Below are 17,070 nucleotides of genomic sequence, written 5' to 3'. Positions count from 1 at the left end.
AAGTCTTCCAATTTAAACTCAATACTCAAAACATACAGGGAACTTGCAAATCTACAGTCTCAACTCGCAGCTCATCACCATTCAAAATTCCACTATTTGCAATTGCCAATAACCCACTAACAAGTTCCTAAACCCATGCTCAAAACTACTGCGAACCAGATCGACACCAAAAAGCAAAGCAAGAAAACAAAAGATCGCCGCCAGCCTTTTTTGGTGATGGACAATGTTCATAAAGTATATCCAAACGGTTACAGAGCATTAGAAAATATTAACTTGACTGTAGCTGAGGGAGAGTTTATTACTCTGATCGGACACTCCGGTTGTGGTAAGTCAACACTATTAAATATGGTGTCGGGTTTTAGCCATCCCAGCGAGGGCACTGTGTCGATTAACGGGCAGCGGATCGAGAAGCCAGGCCCCGATCGCATGGTAGTGTTTCAGGGTTACGCTTTGTTGCCTTGGCGCACGGTATTTGAGAATGTTTATATTGCCGTTAACGCTGTATTTCCTGAGAAGTCGAAGGTCGAAAAAAATGCGATCGTCAACGAGCATTTGGCGATGGTGGGACTGACAGAAGCTGCTGAGAAAAGACCGCCGCAAATTTCCGGCGGTATGAAACAACGGGTGTCCATCGCCCGCGCTTTGGCAATTCGCCCCCAAGTGCTGATTTTGGACGAACCTTTCGGCGCTTTGGACGCAATTACCAAGGAGGAATTGCAGGAAGAGTTGCTGAAAATCTGGAACGATCACCGCTGTACGGTGTTGATGATTACTCACGATATTGACGAAGCGCTGTTTTTGGCCGATCGCCTGGTGATGATGACTAACGGCCCGTCAGCGACGATTGGGGAGGTTCTGGAGATTCCTTTTCCTCGTCCGCGCGATCGGGTACAAATGATGGAAGATCCGGAATATTACAATTTGCGGAACTACGCCCTAGACTTCCTCTTCCGCCGCTTTGCTCACGATGACGACGCTTAAACCCTTTGAGACTGGGGATTGCTGGAAAATTAAAGCCCCAGTATTTCCCCAATTCAGGACAACATCGCTGGGGGTGAGATGTGGCTGGTGCGATCCTCTTCGAGGGCTTCGCTAACGGGTAAACTGGAGCTTAATTGTTGAGGAATAAGTTTTTCCGGAAGATTCGGATCTTTTTTTCAGCTTTTACGTCAATCCGCTAAGAGACCCGATTGCCTAGCTGTCCATAAGCTGGCATGAATTTAGCTCACCTTTGACTGAAGGTGGGCTTCTTTCTTATGTTATTAACAATTTTTGTTAAATTGACACTTGGTGCATTCCACCCTTTTAAGTGTCACAGGCCCAATCTTGATTAGTGTTTTATCGATTAAGGCGATCGCAAATGTCAGTAAATGAATGTCAGTAAATGTCAGTCTCCCAAATATTCTCAAGTTAAAATTCCATTTCTTTGATCAATCACCAGCTTCATTTGAGTTTAAAGCAGCGAATTTTATAATATCTTATTTTACCCGATCACTCGACCTGCAATCTGCTGTAAATCAATTAATTTTCAACCAATTAAACAACTCGGCTGCGGATAACTGCCAATTACCCAACACACTAAGAACAGGTAAAATATCCATATCTGATTTAACTTCAGGCAGTTGATTCGGCAGAAAAACTATTACTGATTTATCGCTATGATCGGCAAACCAACCCAATTTAGTGCCGTGATTGATCGAAAAAACAATTTTTTTAATCACCTGATTGGGAGATTGATCCGGTGACAGAATTTCAATTATCCAATCCGGTGCAACTTCAAAACGGTTGGCAATTTCCCCATCTGCATCAACAGGAATTCTCGACCACTCAAAAACAGCAATATCGGGAACGATTGAGCAATCCGCAAAAGTACAGCACAATTCTGGAAAAGCACAGGCTAATTTTGGGCGTTCCCCAACCTCAGAAATTGCCAACAATAACTCACTTTGAAGTTTGCTATGTTTTCCTTGCGGCATAGGTTTTTGATAAATTTTACCGTCGATGTACTCGCTTGCGGGTTTAGTTTCTGGCAACTGCAAGAACTCTGCCAGAGAAATCGTTAACTTGGCTGCAACTACCATAAATCAGGGTTCCTGAAATCATCCTAATGAACTAACAATCGGAAAATATATTTCTGCTGCTTCTATTTCAAGTTTGCACCGAAAACTCCTCTGAGTCAATATCCCAATTTACCCAGCGAATTGCCTCTTTAGCAGATGTCACATCTGGCGGAACTCGCAAAACATGAATGTGTCCCGTGCTCGGACAAATCATTTTTAACAGATAAATATCTTCTTTTTTCGGAGCATCATCATCGTCCTCGAAATCATCAGGATCGAAGCCATCAATATCAGCATCAATTTTGAGCAGCGTGTATTCTTTCCAGCAATCTAACTCTATTGCTTGCAGTTCGGAGCAAATTCTAGCATAACCAATTCCCTGAATTAATACTCGTCTTAATTCAGCATTTTTTTCTGCTAAAAGCCATTGTGCTTGCCACAGATTGGGGTGAATTTGTCCGTATTTTTCAGGTAATGTTACACCGTGGTAGGAATAGATTTTGTAACCGTCGGGAAATTCCAGTGCAGGTTCACCTTCTGCATGGAGGCGGTACTCGTTGTCAAGGCTAAGCTGACAAGGGCGCGAGCACACAATGCAGGTATCATCTAACAAAATAATCCAGCCGCATTCTGCTAAAAGCTGGTTCAGACATTCAAAAAGTTTCTGTAATTCTGGTTTGAGAACAACACCGAAGCCAGAAACACATAATTCAGCAACAGCGAGAGCCTCAACCAAATATTTTGGAGTAAATATTGACTTTGAATATTTCCAATAATTGGCAAAGTCTGTGTTAAATTGTTGTTCTAGCTGTTCCTCCCATATACTTAACTCCGAAAGTTCTTGCCGCAATTCTGTTATCAAGAAAAAGGGGTGCAGCGCATCTTTTACCCGTTTTGTAAGTCGCTTTATCAAATCAGTGTCATTGGATCTTTTCAGCGGTATTTGTGCTACCCCTCCGTTGGGGCTACTGCAAAAAGTTATTTCAGAGGCTTTTAAACCCAGGATCTCGCAAACAGACTTAACGGCGGCTGCGGCTTTGGGGTTAGAGATGGGTTTGGTAGAGTTGGCGAGAGTTCCCCACTTTTGACGACACGCTTCGATTAGAGCCTTATGTTCAGGTTTAAAATTTACATTCAGAGAAGTCAAATTAGTCAGAGATTGCAGGGGTGTGATGTCTGATATTGGATTGTTGGAGAGATACAGATGAGTCAAATTAGTCAGAGATTGCAGTGGTGTGATGTCTGATATTTGATTGTTGTGCAGATGCAGATCAGTCAAATTAGTCAGAGATTGCAGGGATGGGATGTCTGATATTTGATTGTTGGAGAGATACAAATTAGTCAAATTAGTCAGAGATTGCAGTGGTGTGATGTCTGATATTTGATTGTTGGAGAGATACAAATTAGTCAAATTAGTCAGAGATTGCAGTGGTGTGATGTCTGATATTGGATTGTTGGAGAGATACAGATGAGTCAAATTAGTCAGAGATTGCAGTGGTGTGATGTCTGATATTTGATTGTTGGAGAGATACAAATTAGTCAAATTAGTCAGAGATTGCAGTGGTGTGATGTCTGATATTTGATTGTTGTACAGATGCAGATGAGTCAAATTAGTCAGAGATTGCAGGGGTGTGATGTCTGATATTTGATTGTTGTACAGATGCAGATGAGTCAAATTAGTCAGAGATTGCAGGGGTGTGATGTCTGATATTTTATTGTTGTGCAGATACAGAGAAGTCAAATTAGTCAGAGATTGCAGTGGTGTGATGTCTGATATTTGATTGTTGGAGAGATACAGATGAGTCAAATTAGTCAGAGATTGCAGGGGTGTGATGTCTGATATTTTATTGTTGTCCACATCCAGACGAGTCAAATTAGTTAGAGATTGCAGTGGTATGATGTGTGATATTTGATTGTTGGAGAGATACAGCTCAGTCAAATTAGTCAGAGATTGCAGTGGTGTGATGTCTGATATTTGATTGTTGTAGAGATACAAATTAGTCAAATTAGTCAGAGATTGCAGGGGTGTGATGTCTGATATTTTATTGTTGTACAGTGTCAGAGAAGTCAAATTATTCAGAGATTGCAGTGGTGTGATGTCTGATATTTGATTGTTGTACAGTGTCAGAGAAGTCAAATTATTCAGAGATTGCAGTGTTGTGATGTCTGATATTTTATTGTTGTCCAGATCCAACTTATTGCTACTTGACAGTATCTGGTTCGCTTCATAAATGTCAGAAGTGCCAGCTTTTTCTAACAGCAACTCAACTGTATATCTTGCTGCTTCTGAAAGGCTGTCTTTGTGCAAGCACCAGTCGGTAAAGCTGCTGAATTCTGCGGGATTTGGTTGTTTTTCAGACATAAAATTGTTGTAAATTAGGAGAATATCAGACTAGGACTTACGCACGGGTGGCCAGAAACCGGGTTTTTACGAGATTATTCGCAGGCAGCCCGCACATTAGGTAAAAAACCCGGTTTCTTGGATCTTGGTGAGTTGAGGATTGTACTTGTTAAACAGGGTTGGGGAGTTTCAAGTTTGCACGTTAAATTCGTCAGGCTCTATTCCCCAATTTACCCAGCGAATTGCCTCTTGTGCAGATGTCACATCAGGCGGCACTCGCAACGCATAAAGCAATCCCGTATTCAGAAAGCTCATTTTAACAAAAAACTGCTAAAGGACGCTCCAATGCGTCGAAATAGTCCTTAAAATCGATTTTTAACAGGGTATGTATCCCTGGCAAGTGTCTAATTTAGTGGCTGCAAGTTTTTGACAAATACGATCGCACAAAATGACATCCAATGCTGTAAATGCCGTAGCGAAGCGGGGCGTAAGCCATCGCACAAGCACCCACTTTAATCATTTCCGCAGCGTGCGATCGATCGCGAAAAGTGGAAAGCGATCTCGCCCTCCACTTTTCGAGATAAACTGGAATCTGAACTTCTTGTGCTGACTAAGGTTTGTTAAACCTTAGTCTGCGACATACCGCCAACCTTGGGGCTCATATTCCCGCTGAATCCGCACCATCCAATTACCTTCGGGAATTGCGATCGCATGGTGTTCTTCATGACTCAATAAAGCTGTCGGCGAAAGCACTCGCAAGTACAGAGTACCGTCTTTTTCGTAAAGTTCAGCTTGTCCCTCAATAATCTGGTGAGAATGTCCCGTGACTTCACCTTCGGCGAGAGTTAGGTGAGGTTTCTTTTCTCCTGCGATTTGCGGTACGGGGGTGAGAATTACGTCGCCTTGTCGGATGGGTTGCATAGGTTTTTTGTAAATTTTGTTTTCTGGTGTCGATCGAGCTTTCGTACCACTATTATATACTACATTGGTAATACAGGAGCGTCAAGGGCGATCGACTCGATTGCACTACAATACAATTTTGATTCGCTAAAAACTAAAAACTAAGAACTAAGAACTAAGGACTAAGGACTAAGGACTATTATGCTTCAAATGCGGCAATAGAAACCCGATCGCGCCCTGCTGTTTTTGCCCGATAAAGCGCCTCATCGGCGATCGTAATTAACCCCGCCGGCTGCGACATCGGTGCCGGAATGCAGCAAGCCACACCCAAACTCAGCGTCACGTATTCGCTGACAGCAGACTTCGCGTGAAGTATCTGCAAACCCCGCACCTGTTGGCAGATAATTTCAGCTACGGAAGCCGCACCTTGAATATCCGTATTCGGCAAAACTATCGCAAATTCTTCTCCACCATAACGCGCTACTAAATCAGCCGATCGCTTTAGCGATTTCTGGAGAACCTGCGCCACTTGCCGCAAACACTCATCCCCCGCTTGGTGGCCGTAAGTATCATTGTAAAATTTGAAATAATCAATATCGCACATAATCAAAGACAACGGTGCTTCTTCCCTTGCCAAGCGCCGCCATTCCGTATCTATATGTTCAGTAAAAGAGCGGCGATTTCTTACCTCAGTCAAACTATCATAAGTTGCCAAATACTGCAACGCTAGATTCACCTTTTCTAACTGTTCTTTCTGCTGCTGCAACTGACGGTTGAGGACTGTCAACTGCTGTTCGGCTGCGTGGGTTCTGAGCAAATTTCTTACCCTCGCCAACAGTTCCCTCTCGTCAAAAGGCTTGGAAATATAATCGTCAGCACCCGCATCCAAACCTTCAATCCGAGCTTCCATCCCAGATCGCGCTGTCAAAAAGATTACCGGAGTTGAACTCAATTCTGGCGTGTTCCGAATCTCCTTGAGCAAATCCAGTCCGTTTTGTCTTGGCATGATTTGGTCACTCAATATCAAATTTGGCAGCAAAATTTTTGCCTTTTCTAAACCTTCAACCCCGTCCATCGCCACGGCGACTCGATAGTAAGGATTCAATAAAATTTGGAGGTAAGCCAGCAGAAAATTATTGTCTTCAACTACCAGCAACAGCGGTAATTCTTGGCTGTCTGTTGTTGATTCTTCGCCATGATTATTGGTGTCGTCAAAGCAGTGAGAGTCCGACAGCCCCGCTGTGGGTGCGATCGCCCCGACATCTCCCGCGCCGTATTCAGTCAGTCCGGCCAATTGGACGATCGCACTTACCAACTGATTCGCGGACACCGGCTTCGACAAATGCCTCTGAAACCCCGCAGAGAGGGCCGAGGCGCAATCCTCCTCACGGACGCCTCCCGTCAGCGCCACCGCCGGCAGCAGTGCCCTGTGCTCGGACATTTCCATAGCTCTGACACGGCGGATCAAATCGCAGCCGTCTGTTTCCGGCACAGCCAGATCACTCACCAACACGTCTGGCCACGACTGTTCCAACTCGACCATCGCTTCGGCGGCGCTACCCACCGCTGTTACCTTGGCTCCAAATGCTTCCAGGCCAGTTTTGAAAAATTCCCGGCTCTCGGCGCTGCTGTCCACCACCAGCACTTGCTTTCCCGCTAGGGGTTGGGAAACCGATTCGGGTCTGCTTTCCATTTGGGCGATCGCAGGAGTGTGATCGCGCGAATTGTTGCTTTGAGCCATCGGTAGCTGCACCCCAAAGGTCGCCCCCTGAGCCAAGCCGGGACTCGCAGCCCAAACAGTTCCCCCGTGCAGTTCCACCAACTGCCGCACAATAGATAGTCCCAGACCTAGCCGGTTTTGTTCCTTGGCCTGGAAGCTATCTCCGGGGCGGAAGTAGTCAAAGATGTGGGGCAGAAATTTGGGGTCAATCCCGCAACCGCTGTCGCTGATCCGAATCAGCGCGCCCGACGGAGTAGGCTCGATCCGCACTTGAACCGGGTCTGGTGTCGATTCTGGGGTGAATTTGATCGCGTTGGTTAGGAGGTTCCCGACTATTTGCTGCAATCGGTCTACATCTGCCATAACGTAGCTGACGCCTGGGTAGAAGTGTGTTTCTACGCGGAGGTTTTTGGCCTCGGCGGCGGGGCGGAGGGTCTCGATCGCCGATTCGATGACAGACGGGAGGTGAACTCGGCCGATATTCAGGCGGACTTTCCCCCGCAGCAGCCGCGAGAGATCCAGGAGATTGTCTATTTGCCGATTTTGCAATTTGGCGTTGCGCTCGATGATTTCTAAAGCGCGGTTGGTGGTGGCTTCGTTTAACTTGCGCGATCGAGCTAGCTGCACCCATCCCAAAATCACGCTCAGGGGCGATCGCATTTCGTGGGACGCGATCGCCAAAAATTCGTCTTTTGCCCGGTTGGCTGCGGCTTGGGCTGCTTCTACGGCTTTGCGATGGGTGATGTCGAATCCGATCGCCAAATACTGACAGGGTTTTCCCTGCAAGTCCAACAGCGGAACTACTGATGCATACACCCAATAATCGCTACCATTCTTGGCTTGATTCTTAATTTCTCCTTGCCAAACTTCATTTTTGGCAACACTTGACAGCAGATTTTCGATTAATTCCGAAGACTTATATTCCGAATGGAGGATGCCAAAATGGTGACCGATTAACTCAGTACGCGAATAGTTAGAGATGCTGCAAAGTCGATCGCTGACGTAATTGATAATTCCTCGCGCATCTGTTCTCAGCGCCAGTGTCGATCGGTCGATCGCTCCTTTAAAATCTAAACCTTCTTGCAGGGACGAATCTACTTCTTTTGTGGTAGAAATTTGGTTTGGGCGATCGGGCGGGTTTGGTGGCTGGCGATCGACCCGATTATTACTCCACTGTTGGATTTCCATTGCTTCTATTTTCCCCTGACGGCTGACAGCTAATCTACTTGCATCCTGATTCATTATCGCTGTTTTTTTTACCTGCATCGGCTTGTGCCACATTTTATAGTTCTTCATTTTAATCTAAATTCCGCGCGCTGTACCCTTTCTGAAGTCATACCATTTGTGATTTTTAATTTTTGAATCAAGATTCAAAAAATTCTGCATACTTCCCAAATAATTTGCTAGTTTAGACTCATACAGTCGCGCTCTTGCGATCGATCGCACCTTCTGTTAAATTCTTTTATTCTACATCTTGACACCGCTGTAAATATCTTGTAATATAAATGTATTATATCATATAATAAGAGAGCAGCCGAATTATTAAGGCACTCAATCAAGTAAAATTATGAACGATTCACGATCAATCAAAATCAGCAGATATCTCAGCAAACACCTGCGCCATGCGCCCTCACGCATCAACATTCAACTCGCGCCGGGGGGCTGGGTTTCTGTTAACGAACTCCTCAATGCCTGCCAAAAAAATAACTTCCCTGTTCAGCTTGCAGAACTCAAACAAGTAGTCGCGCAAAACGACAAACAGCGCTTTTCCTTCGATTCGACAGGCACTCTAATTCGTGCCAACCAAGGACACAGCGTAGATGTTGATTTGCAGTTAGAACCCGCTGTCACCCCAGATATTTTGTATCACGGAACAGGTAGCACTGCCGTCGAGTCTATTCTCAGTCAAGGAATTAACAAAATGTCACGGCATCACGTTCATTTGTCGGCGGACATTCAGACAGCTCGTAAAGTAGGTGCAAGACACGGCATCCCGGCAGTCTTTACCGTAGATGCCGCAGCAATGCAGCGTGACAGCCATACATTTTACTGCTCGGATAACAAAGTTTGGCTGGTAGATTTTGTGCCACCCAATTATCTAAAAATAAGTTGATCAATTCAGTATTCTTGTGAAAAAAAAATACGCGAAATATTCAAAACAAAAGTAAGTAGGAATTTGACAATATGAGTGCGGAAAATATGGGCGGTCGCGACAACAATTTCAATCAAAACAATCCTCAAAATCGAGGGCTGCTTGGCTCAGGCTGGCGACCTCTCTACCGTCAATTTGATTGGGAACACCTGCTGCACTTAGCGTCTAGCGACCCCGTAGAACTTGCTCAAAAAAGTTTAGATGCAGCTAGCGATATTGCCGATGCAATGGGACGACATCAATATACCTGGTGGGCGAATATCTTAAATGTATTCTCGGAAAATACTCGCTACGAAATAGACGACTTTTGGGATTACATTACTCCGCAGCCTGTTTACCCGGATTACCGCTACAAAGATGTTTTAGTTACCGAAACGCCTGTTGTTCAATTGGTGAGTCGCGCTAGTATTCCCATCGACTACGTTCTGAATAAACTCCAAGAGATTACTGTTTTTAAAGTTCTAGATTTGCTGGGGAAACCGGATGCGATTACTCAGTCTTTTATGGAACGACATTTTTCTTATCCGCCGGAACGATTTGTTAGCTGGGAACGCTTGGAAGTTTTGGGTACTGTTTATGCTTATTGGACTCAATGTGGCTGTTGGCTGCAAATTGACAGTTACGACAGGGGGCGGCGCTGCTACACTCTGATTTGCAAAGATATTGCGCCGCTGGTTAGCAAGGCTACTTACAATTTAGCGGTGATTCTCAGCGGGTACAAAAGCCGCGTTGGACAGGTTCACAGTCAGTTCCCTATTCGGACTTTTTCTGCGGAAGTTCAAAGTTTTACGGATACTGTTCAGCAGGCAATTCTCGACCAAAATCAGTTGGCTGTTTTGGTTAGTGGTGAACCGGGGACTGGCAAAACTGCTTGGACTCAAGCGGTAGCAAAGGAGATTTTAGTGCCGCTGGGTTATGTGATTTTTATCTTGGATCATGATGCTGTGGAAAATTTTGTGCCGCCGAGTTATTTGGAGCGGATTTGCATTATTATCAACGAGGCAGATAATTTGGCTCAAGATCGATCGACCGCAGCGGCCCAACGCACTAACAAAACTGAACATATTTTGAGTTTGCTGGATGGAACTCTGTATCAAAGCGTCATGGACGAACACGGGATTCAATTTCAGCAGAAACTCGTAGTTTTATTAACTTGCAACACCATTGAAAGATTAGATCCTGCAATGTTACGGAAGGGGAGAGTGGATTTTACCAGTGAATTTACGCACAAATTTGTTTGAGTGAGATCTTAGAGTCTCAAGCAATCTAGGCTATGGCACGGACTGCACCACCTCAAATATTGAATAATTATCAGGAAGTTTCCTGAATATCAAACTTTCGGGAACAATTTATTTAGCTAAACAGGTGGGAATCCCCACACTATACCGATCAAAGGTTAGTGTGGGATGAAAAACGCGGTGAGATGAGGATTCCACCCGAAGAGCAATCTCACACGGTGTAAGCGTTGAGCAGTGAGCGGGTGGATGACGAGACGAGCGAACTCTTTATTCTGTGGGTCGATCTTGCTCATTGATGTATTTTTTCAATTGTTCAACAGTCACGCCACCACAAGAAGCGATGAAATAACCATTTGTCCAAAATACTTCTTTCCAATATACTTGGTTAATTTCAGCGGCAAACTCTTTTCTCAAGTACCGACTAGAAACAGTTTTTAAGTTGTTGATCAATTTACTTGGTTCTGTCTGCGGGTTGTACTGCAACAGCAAATGAACGTGGTCGCTCTCTCCGTTAAATTCTATCAACTTTCCTTCCCATTTTTCCATTAAATCCCTAAATATCGACTCAAGCCTTGTCAGCATTAAGTCTGTCAGAACTTTCCTTCGATACTTTGTAGTTAACACCAAATGGCATTTGAGTGCTGAGACTCCCCTTGCCTTGCGGATAAAATCTTTGTTCACGACATTGACACTGAATAGGCATTGATGATATGCTAACACCAAGTTAGGCTAATATCCCAAAACGATAGTGCAAACGACGTACCAGTACAAAATGTATCCCGACACTAAGCAGAGGCTCTCGTTAAATGAGTGGCTAAGGATTTGCCGTTATTGGTATAATCGCCAGTTGGGAGACAGATTTGACTGGTGGTCGATGAACAGAGCAAGCATAAATGCTTGTCCGCTAGTTAGTAGCATTGCTCCTGTCCGAGAAAAGCCCAACTATTATACCCAAAAGAAACAACTACCAATTATTAAAAAAGACTTGGTAAAAGTATTCCACAGTGGTGAATTGTTGGAATTTTTAGGGGTGGACTCGACAATTCTACAAGACGTATCAAAGCGTGTTGACAAGGCATTTGAGTGCTTTGTTATGGGCGACAGCAATGGTTGTAAGTCGGGTAGACCACGATTTAAGTCTGAAGCTAGCTTCAGAACTATGACTTTTGCTACTGCCAATAATAGCTGGATTAAACTAACTCGCAAGAACTGGCTATATTTGCGACTTCCAAAATTGGGAGTTGTTAAGGTCAGAATGCACCGCCCTATCCCAGACGGATTTATTGTCAAACAAGTCTGTGTCACCAAAAAGGCTGATGGTTGGTTCATTCAATTTGTCCTAGAAGACGTGAATGTACCAATCCAATGTCAGGATATAATTGTTCCAACTTGGGACAATTCGTTGGGATTAGATGCTGTTTTACATAAAGATGTTTATCTCGCAACATCAGATGGCGAGAAACTGTCATCCTTCAAGCCGCTTCGTAAGAATCAAGCCTCTCTAGACCGGATTTCAACTAAGCGGAATAAACGGAAACGTGGCTCTAAGTCTCGTCGCAAACTAGCAAAACGTGAAGCTAGGCAAAATCAACGCATTGCTAGGTCAAGAAAAGATTTTCACTACAAAACCGCTCATAAGCTAGTGAGAACTGGAAAAAAAGTCTTCTTTCATGAGGACTTGAACCTGAAAGGCTTGAAGGCGCGAAACAAGCCTCAACAGTCTGATGATGGGACTTTTCTTCCGAACGGTCAATCGGCAAAATCCGGATTAAATAAGTCTTGGTCTGACGCTGCATTTGGCAACTTTTTTACGACACTGAACTACATAGCCTTAAAAGCTGGGGCAGTTGTTATTTCTAAAAATCCTGCTTATACTTCAATGGTTCTGTGTTATCGAGATGAAATAATTTTCACCGATTGTAGTATCAGAGACTATTGGGATGAACAGGAATCTTTGATGGTTGACCGTGATCTTAACGCCGCGATTAACCTAAAAAGACTGGGATTGGACATTTTTCCCAGTATAAAACGCCGTAGTGGGAAAATTTCTGTAGTAGGAACTATGGATGAAAGTACCACGAAGGAAATTTTGCATACCCTTCATCGGGCTGCAAAGAAGCCTACATTATAACCGTACTCGGTTTAATGTAGGAGTATGTCACTACCTATGGACACATCCCGTGAAAAATGATATTACTGATGGGTGAGACCCTCTAAGGGTGTAACCCTAAACAGCGAATCAGGGGAAGAGCATTTTTGGTGTGAAACAAATTTTTTCAAACTTGACAGCTATGGAGGAAATCCCAAACCGTGCAAACTAAGCCAGTTAAACAAGAAATTCGACTGGGGAGGTACGCCGACGGGACAATCCCGATCGCCCACCAACACCCCCCAGAGGCAGCCGTGTCCGAGAATAAAGACCGATTGCGGCGATTGGTGGAGCGCTCCGCCGACGCCGTGGCAATGGTAGATTGTGAAATGCGCTATCTGTCGGTTTCCCATCGCTGGGAAATCGATTGCGGACTCGGTGGTGGCCAGGCAAGAGGCGGGTATCATGGGGAACTGTTCCCGAATCTCCCGGAATATTGGCAGGAAAATGCTCGCGCCATTTTGGCGGGAGTTTTGGAATACAGCGAGTTTGTGGTGGTAGGGCGATCGCCCGTATGTGAAGCAGAACAAATCGAAGGCTGTGGCAGCGGGCGGGTAAAATGGGTATTTTTGCCGTGGAAAAATAGTGAAGGTGCGATCGGCGGTTTGATCCTGTTTACCGAAAAGATAGCTGAGGAACTCGCCCAAACAAATTGCTACAATAAATTTATCTCAAATCTCAAAAGCCCGCAGTTAGAAATCAAACGGCAACTAACTCCAATTGCCCTCGACAATGCTGCGGATACAGTTTTTTTTACCAGTGCCGACGGTAAAATTTGCTATGCAAATAAAGCTGCTTGTAATGTGTTTGGTTACTCAGAATCGGAACTGCTCAACCTGACAGTTAGCGACATCGATTCGCAGTTGTCAGTATCGAATTGGCAGGAACGCTGGGAGAAACTAAAACAGCAAAGCAACTTCACTTTTAAAACAACTTACAAAACCCGAAACGGTGCCTGTTTTCCCGTCGAAGTTAAAGTCAATTATTTAGAATACGGCGGCTGTGAATACTGCTGCGCGATCGCCCGAGACATTTCCGCTCGTGTCGCTGCCGAATCAGCACTTTTAGAAGCAAAAGAGCAACTTCAAGCCGTCTTGGATGCCGTACCCGGATTAGTTTCTTGGGTAAGTTCCGATTTGCGCTACTTGGGAGTAAACCGACATTTAGCTAATGCTTACCAAATGCCGGCCGAAATATTTTCTGGTCAGAAAGTTGGTTTTTTAGATACAAGCCCTAAATTTAACGATTTAGTCTACGATTTTTTTGCCAGCGCTCAAAAGAAGACATCTCAAGAAGTAACAGCGAGCATCAGAGGAGAAAATAAAACTTATTTAATTGTAGCTCAAAAATATCAAAAAAGCACGGCGGCAGTCTTTGTGGGATTGGACATTACAGAAAGCAAACAGTCTCTTTTGGCTTTGCAAGAATCGGAAGAACGCCTGCGACAGCAAGCGGCAAAATTAGAACAAACTTTGTTGGTTTTGCAGCGAACTCAAACTCAACTTATCCAAACTGAAAAAATGTCTAGTTTGGGGCAGTTGGTAGCAGGAATAGCGCACGAAATTAACAATCCAGTTAGTTTTATTTCCGGGAATGTCAGCCACGCCACGGGCTACATTCAAGAACTTTTGAAGTCAATCGAGCTTTACCAAAAGCATTATCCCGATCCGGTGGCAGAAATTCAAGATTGGATGGAAGACTTAGACTTAGATTTCATCAAAAAAGACTTGCCAAAACTGCTAAATTCAATGAAAGTAGGTTCCCAAAGGATTCGGGATGTTGTGCGATCGCTCCGCTTGTTCTCGCGTACCGACGCAGCCCAAATGAAGCCTGCGGATATCCACGAAGGTTTGGACAGCACTGTGCTGATCTTGCAAAATCGCCTGCAAGCTAAAGGGGGACGCCCAGGGATTTCTCTAGTTAAGGAATACGGGGATTTGCCGCGAGTCCGCTGCTATCCGGGACAGTTAAATCAAGTGTTCATGCACTTGTTGACAAATGCGATCGACGCTTTGGAGGAAGGAGGGAGAAATCCCCAAAGGTGTGGTAAAATCCAAAGTCAGTCTTTGTTGTCTGCGGGCGGCTCGGAAACTGAAATATTCAATCCCGAAATTCGGATTAGGACGTTTTTGGTAAGTTCAAGCGAAGTTGCGATCGCTATTAGCGACAACGGCCCTGGGATGACTGAAGAAGTTCTCGGCTGCATCTTTGACCCTTTATTTACCACTAAATGTCCAGACACGAGCACTGGTTTGGGATTGGCAATCTCCCAGCATTTGGTAGTAGAAAAGCACGGCGGTGAGTTGCACTGTGTTTCTCGTCCGGGACAGGGAACTGAGTTGATAGTTAAAATTGCGATCGGTAATGATTAATTAAACTCAGCCAAAACTGTTCGCACTAGGGTGCGTCAGGACTGAATGTGACGATCACAGACTAATGATTTTCACCTGACGCACTGTATAATATTTAAAATGTCAAATCAATTGAGTTATAACAGGAAAAACTAAGATGGTAATTGAGTGGCTGAAATTTAAAGTACCTCCCGAAAAATGGGAACAGTTTATTCTGCGAGATGAAGAAGTTTGGACTACGGGATTAAGAAGTTTCCCCGGTTTCTTGGGTAAAGAAGTTTGGGTGGATTCAGTGGAAAATGAGGTGGTGATGTTTATTCGTTGGGAAACTAGGGAGTTGTGGAAGTCTGTCCCTCAAAATATTATAGATGAGTTGGATGCCAAAATGGGTGATTTGCAAATGCCGATGACCGAAAGTCGCGAATATCAAGTTGGCAAGTTTTTGCATTAGTTCTTTTTGAAGGAAGTTCGGCAACGGATTGTGTAACGGATGTAACGGATGACAGTTGACAGTTGACTGTTGACTGTTGACAGCTTGCGAAAGAGAAGGGTTGACTAATGACTAATGACTAATGACTAATTCAGTTATTTTAAGCAAATTTTGCATAGAGAGCAGAAATAAAATTTACGCTTAAAAAGCCTACTGCTAGGGCGAGAATGATAAAGATTGTGATACTGAAAATAGACTTTAGCCGATCGGCATTTTCGGGTTTTTCTGACTTCATTGGTTGAACAATTTTTGTAATAAACTTGAGAAGACGTAGATTATAGCAGTGCGCGAACAAAAATGCAACTCCCATAAGCTCCAAACCGTAGTATCCGTCAGGAAGTCGCATTTTTAAATCTAAAATATAAAAAATAAAATCGGATGAGAGATGGTTCGCCGTCGTAGCTACTGTCGATCGCCCGAAGTCGATCGCGCCAGCGTGATGTAAAATAGAGAGCGGCTTGGGGTTCAGCTTTTAACAGCGGGAATTGTGGGCGACAGCAAGACAGCTCCCAAATACATAATAATATGTCAGTCATCCTTAACTTACTTAGCAATCAGGTAAAAATAGAAGAGTGCGCGGAAAGAATCTAAAACATATAACTGAAACAAGGATATAAATCGATGCTCCACCCTGTCTCGCAACCTTATCAACGAGAAAATACTATGACCCAAAGAGTCGTGCGGAAGCCAAACCCCTCTGTTAGAAACCACTTGAGGCAAAGTTTTCCTCAAAGACACTGGCTGGAGGTGGCAGAGTACGCCTCTCTGGCGGCCTCTGGTTTAGGTTCCCTGGCGGTAGCCGTGTCTGGTCAAGCTTTTTACGGAGTGGCTCCCCTCACCTTGGCTTTGTCGCTGAATGTGGCTAATCGGTATCGATTCGAGAAACAAGTGCGAGTTCATCAAACTTCGGAAATTGCCCAAGTCCAAAAGTCTGTAAATAAGGTCGAAAAAACGGCGGTGACGGTAATTGTTAAATTGCGAAAGCAGTTGTCAGCAGATATTGCAGCGCTGCGCCAGCAAATGGCTGCACTTCCTAGGAATGAAGGTTTTGAGGAGTCTATCGACATCGAGCGGCAGTTGCTGAGTTTGGGAGAGTCGGTAGCTTCTTTGCAAGAAATCGTGGCGTCTGCTGTCCTCGATGTCCGCCAGCAAGTGAGCGAACAACTGCAAGATTTATCGGTGGGCCAAGCAACAAATCTCGAAGGTGTGGAACAGGCGATAGAACAACTGCAAAGCGCGACACAATGCTTGACAGAAACTGCACTCACCAGAGACGACTGGGAATTAGTAAATACTCGATTTTTGGAAATCCAGAAAGTCATGGCTAATCTGCAAAGTCAAGTGCAAACTCCGGCGCACCAATCGACTCCAGATTTGTCTGTAGTTCAAGCTCAAATTCATCGCTTGGAACACGAGCAGCAAGAAGTTGTTAAACCTCATCTCAAGCGCTTAATCTCGGTTGTCAAGGAGTTGCAGCACACACAAGATAGTTGACAGTTGGCAGTTGACAGTTGACAGTTGGCAGTTGATAGTTGATAGTTGGCAGTTGATAGTTGATAGTTGGCAGTTGTCATTAGTCATTGGTCATTAGTCATTGGTCATTAGTCATTAGTCATTAGTCATCAATCAGAAGGAATATTTTCTCCTTCTCCCCCTCTCCCCTTCTCCC

Annotated in this window: 14 protein-coding genes; 7 read left to right on the top strand and 7 right to left on the bottom strand. The window is 44.5% G+C overall.

What is annotated here, in order from left to right; genetic code table 11:
• The first annotated feature begins 135 nt into the window (after window positions 1–135).
• Entirely contained in the window at window positions 136–981 is an 846-nt protein-coding gene (locus K4039_RS22625; protein ID WP_265238751.1) for a nitrate ABC transporter ATP-binding protein, read from the top strand.
• Between the two features lie 536 nt (window positions 982–1,517).
• Here the strand turns inward: K4039_RS22625 and K4039_RS22620 are convergent.
• The 5 genes from K4039_RS22620 to K4039_RS22600 all read right to left on the bottom strand — a co-directional run bounded on the left by K4039_RS22620 (window position 1,518) and on the right by K4039_RS22600 (window position 8,317).
• A complete protein-coding gene (locus K4039_RS22620) occupies window positions 1,518–2,081 on the bottom strand; it encodes a Uma2 family endonuclease (RefSeq protein ID WP_265238750.1) in 564 nt (187 codons plus the stop codon).
• Between the two features lie 67 nt (window positions 2,082–2,148).
• Window positions 2,149–4,422 (bottom strand): leucine-rich repeat domain-containing protein, encoded by a 2,274-nt coding sequence (locus tag K4039_RS22615; RefSeq protein ID WP_265238748.1) that lies wholly within the window; start codon window positions 4,420–4,422, stop codon window positions 2,149–2,151.
• Window positions 4,423–4,590: 168 nt separating this feature from the next.
• On the bottom strand, window positions 4,591–4,716 hold the full coding sequence (locus K4039_RS22610; protein ID WP_265238747.1) for a hypothetical protein: 126 nt from the start codon (window positions 4,714–4,716) through the stop codon (window positions 4,591–4,593).
• A gap of 312 nt (window positions 4,717–5,028) precedes the next feature.
• Complete coding sequence (locus K4039_RS22605; RefSeq protein ID WP_265238746.1) at window positions 5,029–5,322, bottom strand: hypothetical protein; 294 nt, start codon at window positions 5,320–5,322, stop codon at window positions 5,029–5,031.
• A gap of 178 nt (window positions 5,323–5,500) precedes the next feature.
• The gene (locus K4039_RS22600; protein ID WP_265238745.1) at window positions 5,501–8,317 is read right to left on the bottom strand and encodes a diguanylate cyclase domain-containing protein; all 2,817 of its coding nucleotides are present in this window, start codon (window positions 8,315–8,317) and stop codon (window positions 5,501–5,503) included.
• A gap of 271 nt (window positions 8,318–8,588) precedes the next feature.
• Between K4039_RS22600 and K4039_RS22595 the strand changes: the two genes are divergently transcribed.
• Both K4039_RS22595 and K4039_RS22590 read left to right on the top strand, forming a co-directional pair.
• Window positions 8,589–9,134 (top strand): RNA 2'-phosphotransferase, encoded by a 546-nt coding sequence (locus K4039_RS22595; RefSeq protein WP_265238744.1) that lies wholly within the window; start codon window positions 8,589–8,591, stop codon window positions 9,132–9,134.
• Window positions 9,135–9,205: 71 nt separating this feature from the next.
• On the top strand, window positions 9,206–10,414 hold the full coding sequence (locus tag K4039_RS22590) for an ATP-binding protein (protein WP_265238743.1): 1,209 nt from the start codon (window positions 9,206–9,208) through the stop codon (window positions 10,412–10,414).
• A gap of 264 nt (window positions 10,415–10,678) precedes the next feature.
• Here K4039_RS22590 and tnpA read toward each other — a convergent pair whose 3' ends face one another.
• Window positions 10,679–11,092 carry an IS200/IS605 family transposase gene (gene tnpA / locus K4039_RS22585; protein ID WP_265238742.1) on the bottom strand — a complete coding sequence of 138 codons (414 nt, stop codon included), beginning with the start codon at window positions 11,090–11,092 and terminating at the stop codon, window positions 10,679–10,681.
• Between the two features lie 67 nt (window positions 11,093–11,159).
• Here tnpA and K4039_RS22580 point away from each other — a divergent pair, with 67 nt between their 5' ends.
• The 3 genes from K4039_RS22580 to K4039_RS22570 all read left to right on the top strand — a co-directional run bounded on the left by K4039_RS22580 (window position 11,160) and on the right by K4039_RS22570 (window position 15,362).
• Window positions 11,160–12,542 (top strand): transposase, encoded by a 1,383-nt coding sequence (locus K4039_RS22580; protein ID WP_265238741.1) that lies wholly within the window; start codon window positions 11,160–11,162, stop codon window positions 12,540–12,542.
• Between the two features lie 179 nt (window positions 12,543–12,721).
• Window positions 12,722–14,932, top strand: a complete 2,211-nt coding sequence (locus K4039_RS22575) for a PAS domain S-box protein (RefSeq protein WP_265238739.1) — start codon at window positions 12,722–12,724, stop codon at window positions 14,930–14,932.
• A 136-nt stretch (window positions 14,933–15,068) separates the two neighbouring features.
• Window positions 15,069–15,362, top strand: a complete 294-nt coding sequence (locus K4039_RS22570; protein ID WP_265238737.1) for a TIGR03792 family protein — start codon at window positions 15,069–15,071, stop codon at window positions 15,360–15,362.
• Window positions 15,363–15,733: 371 nt separating this feature from the next.
• Here the strand turns inward: K4039_RS22570 and K4039_RS22565 are convergent, their stop codons facing one another.
• Window positions 15,734–15,937: a hypothetical protein gene (locus K4039_RS22565; RefSeq protein WP_265238735.1), complete on the bottom strand. Its 204-nt coding sequence runs from the start codon at window positions 15,935–15,937 to the stop codon at window positions 15,734–15,736.
• A gap of 127 nt (window positions 15,938–16,064) precedes the next feature.
• Here K4039_RS22565 and K4039_RS22560 point away from each other — a divergent pair, with 127 nt between their 5' ends.
• Window positions 16,065–16,895, top strand: a complete 831-nt coding sequence (locus K4039_RS22560) for a hypothetical protein (protein WP_265238734.1) — start codon at window positions 16,065–16,067, stop codon at window positions 16,893–16,895.
• Window positions 16,896–17,070: the final 175 nt, after the last annotated feature.

The sequence above is a fragment of the Lyngbya sp. CCAP 1446/10 genome (genome assembly GCF_026130175.1).
Classification (GTDB): Bacteria; Cyanobacteriota; Cyanobacteriia; order Cyanobacteriales; family Microcoleaceae; genus Microcoleus.
Note: the sequence above shows the minus strand (reverse complement) of the source record. Positions and strands in the feature narration are given on the sequence as shown.

Bases quoted from the DNA above. Each gene is read 5' to 3' on its own strand.
- K4039_RS22625 (WP_265238751.1), top strand. From the start codon at position 136: ATGCTCAAAACTACTGCGAACCAGATCGACACCAAAAAGCAAAGCAAG.
- K4039_RS22620 (WP_265238750.1), bottom strand. From the start codon at position 2,081: ATGGTAGTTGCAGCCAAGTTAACGATTTCTCTGGCAGAGTTCTTGCAG.
- K4039_RS22615 (WP_265238748.1), bottom strand. From the start codon at position 4,422: ATGTCTGAAAAACAACCAAATCCCGCAGAATTCAGCAGCTTTACCGAC.
- K4039_RS22610 (WP_265238747.1), bottom strand. From the start codon at position 4,716: ATGAGCTTTCTGAATACGGGATTGCTTTATGCGTTGCGAGTGCCGCCT.
- K4039_RS22605 (WP_265238746.1), bottom strand. From the start codon at position 5,322: ATGCAACCCATCCGACAAGGCGACGTAATTCTCACCCCCGTACCGCAA.
- K4039_RS22600 (WP_265238745.1), bottom strand. From the start codon at position 8,317: ATGAAGAACTATAAAATGTGGCACAAGCCGATGCAGGTAAAAAAAACA.
- K4039_RS22595 (WP_265238744.1), top strand. From the start codon at position 8,589: ATGAACGATTCACGATCAATCAAAATCAGCAGATATCTCAGCAAACAC.
- K4039_RS22590 (WP_265238743.1), top strand. From the start codon at position 9,206: ATGAGTGCGGAAAATATGGGCGGTCGCGACAACAATTTCAATCAAAAC.
- K4039_RS22570 (WP_265238737.1), top strand. From the start codon at position 15,069: ATGGTAATTGAGTGGCTGAAATTTAAAGTACCTCCCGAAAAATGGGAA.
- K4039_RS22565 (WP_265238735.1), bottom strand. From the start codon at position 15,937: ATGACTGACATATTATTATGTATTTGGGAGCTGTCTTGCTGTCGCCCA.
- K4039_RS22560 (WP_265238734.1), top strand. From the start codon at position 16,065: ATGACCCAAAGAGTCGTGCGGAAGCCAAACCCCTCTGTTAGAAACCAC.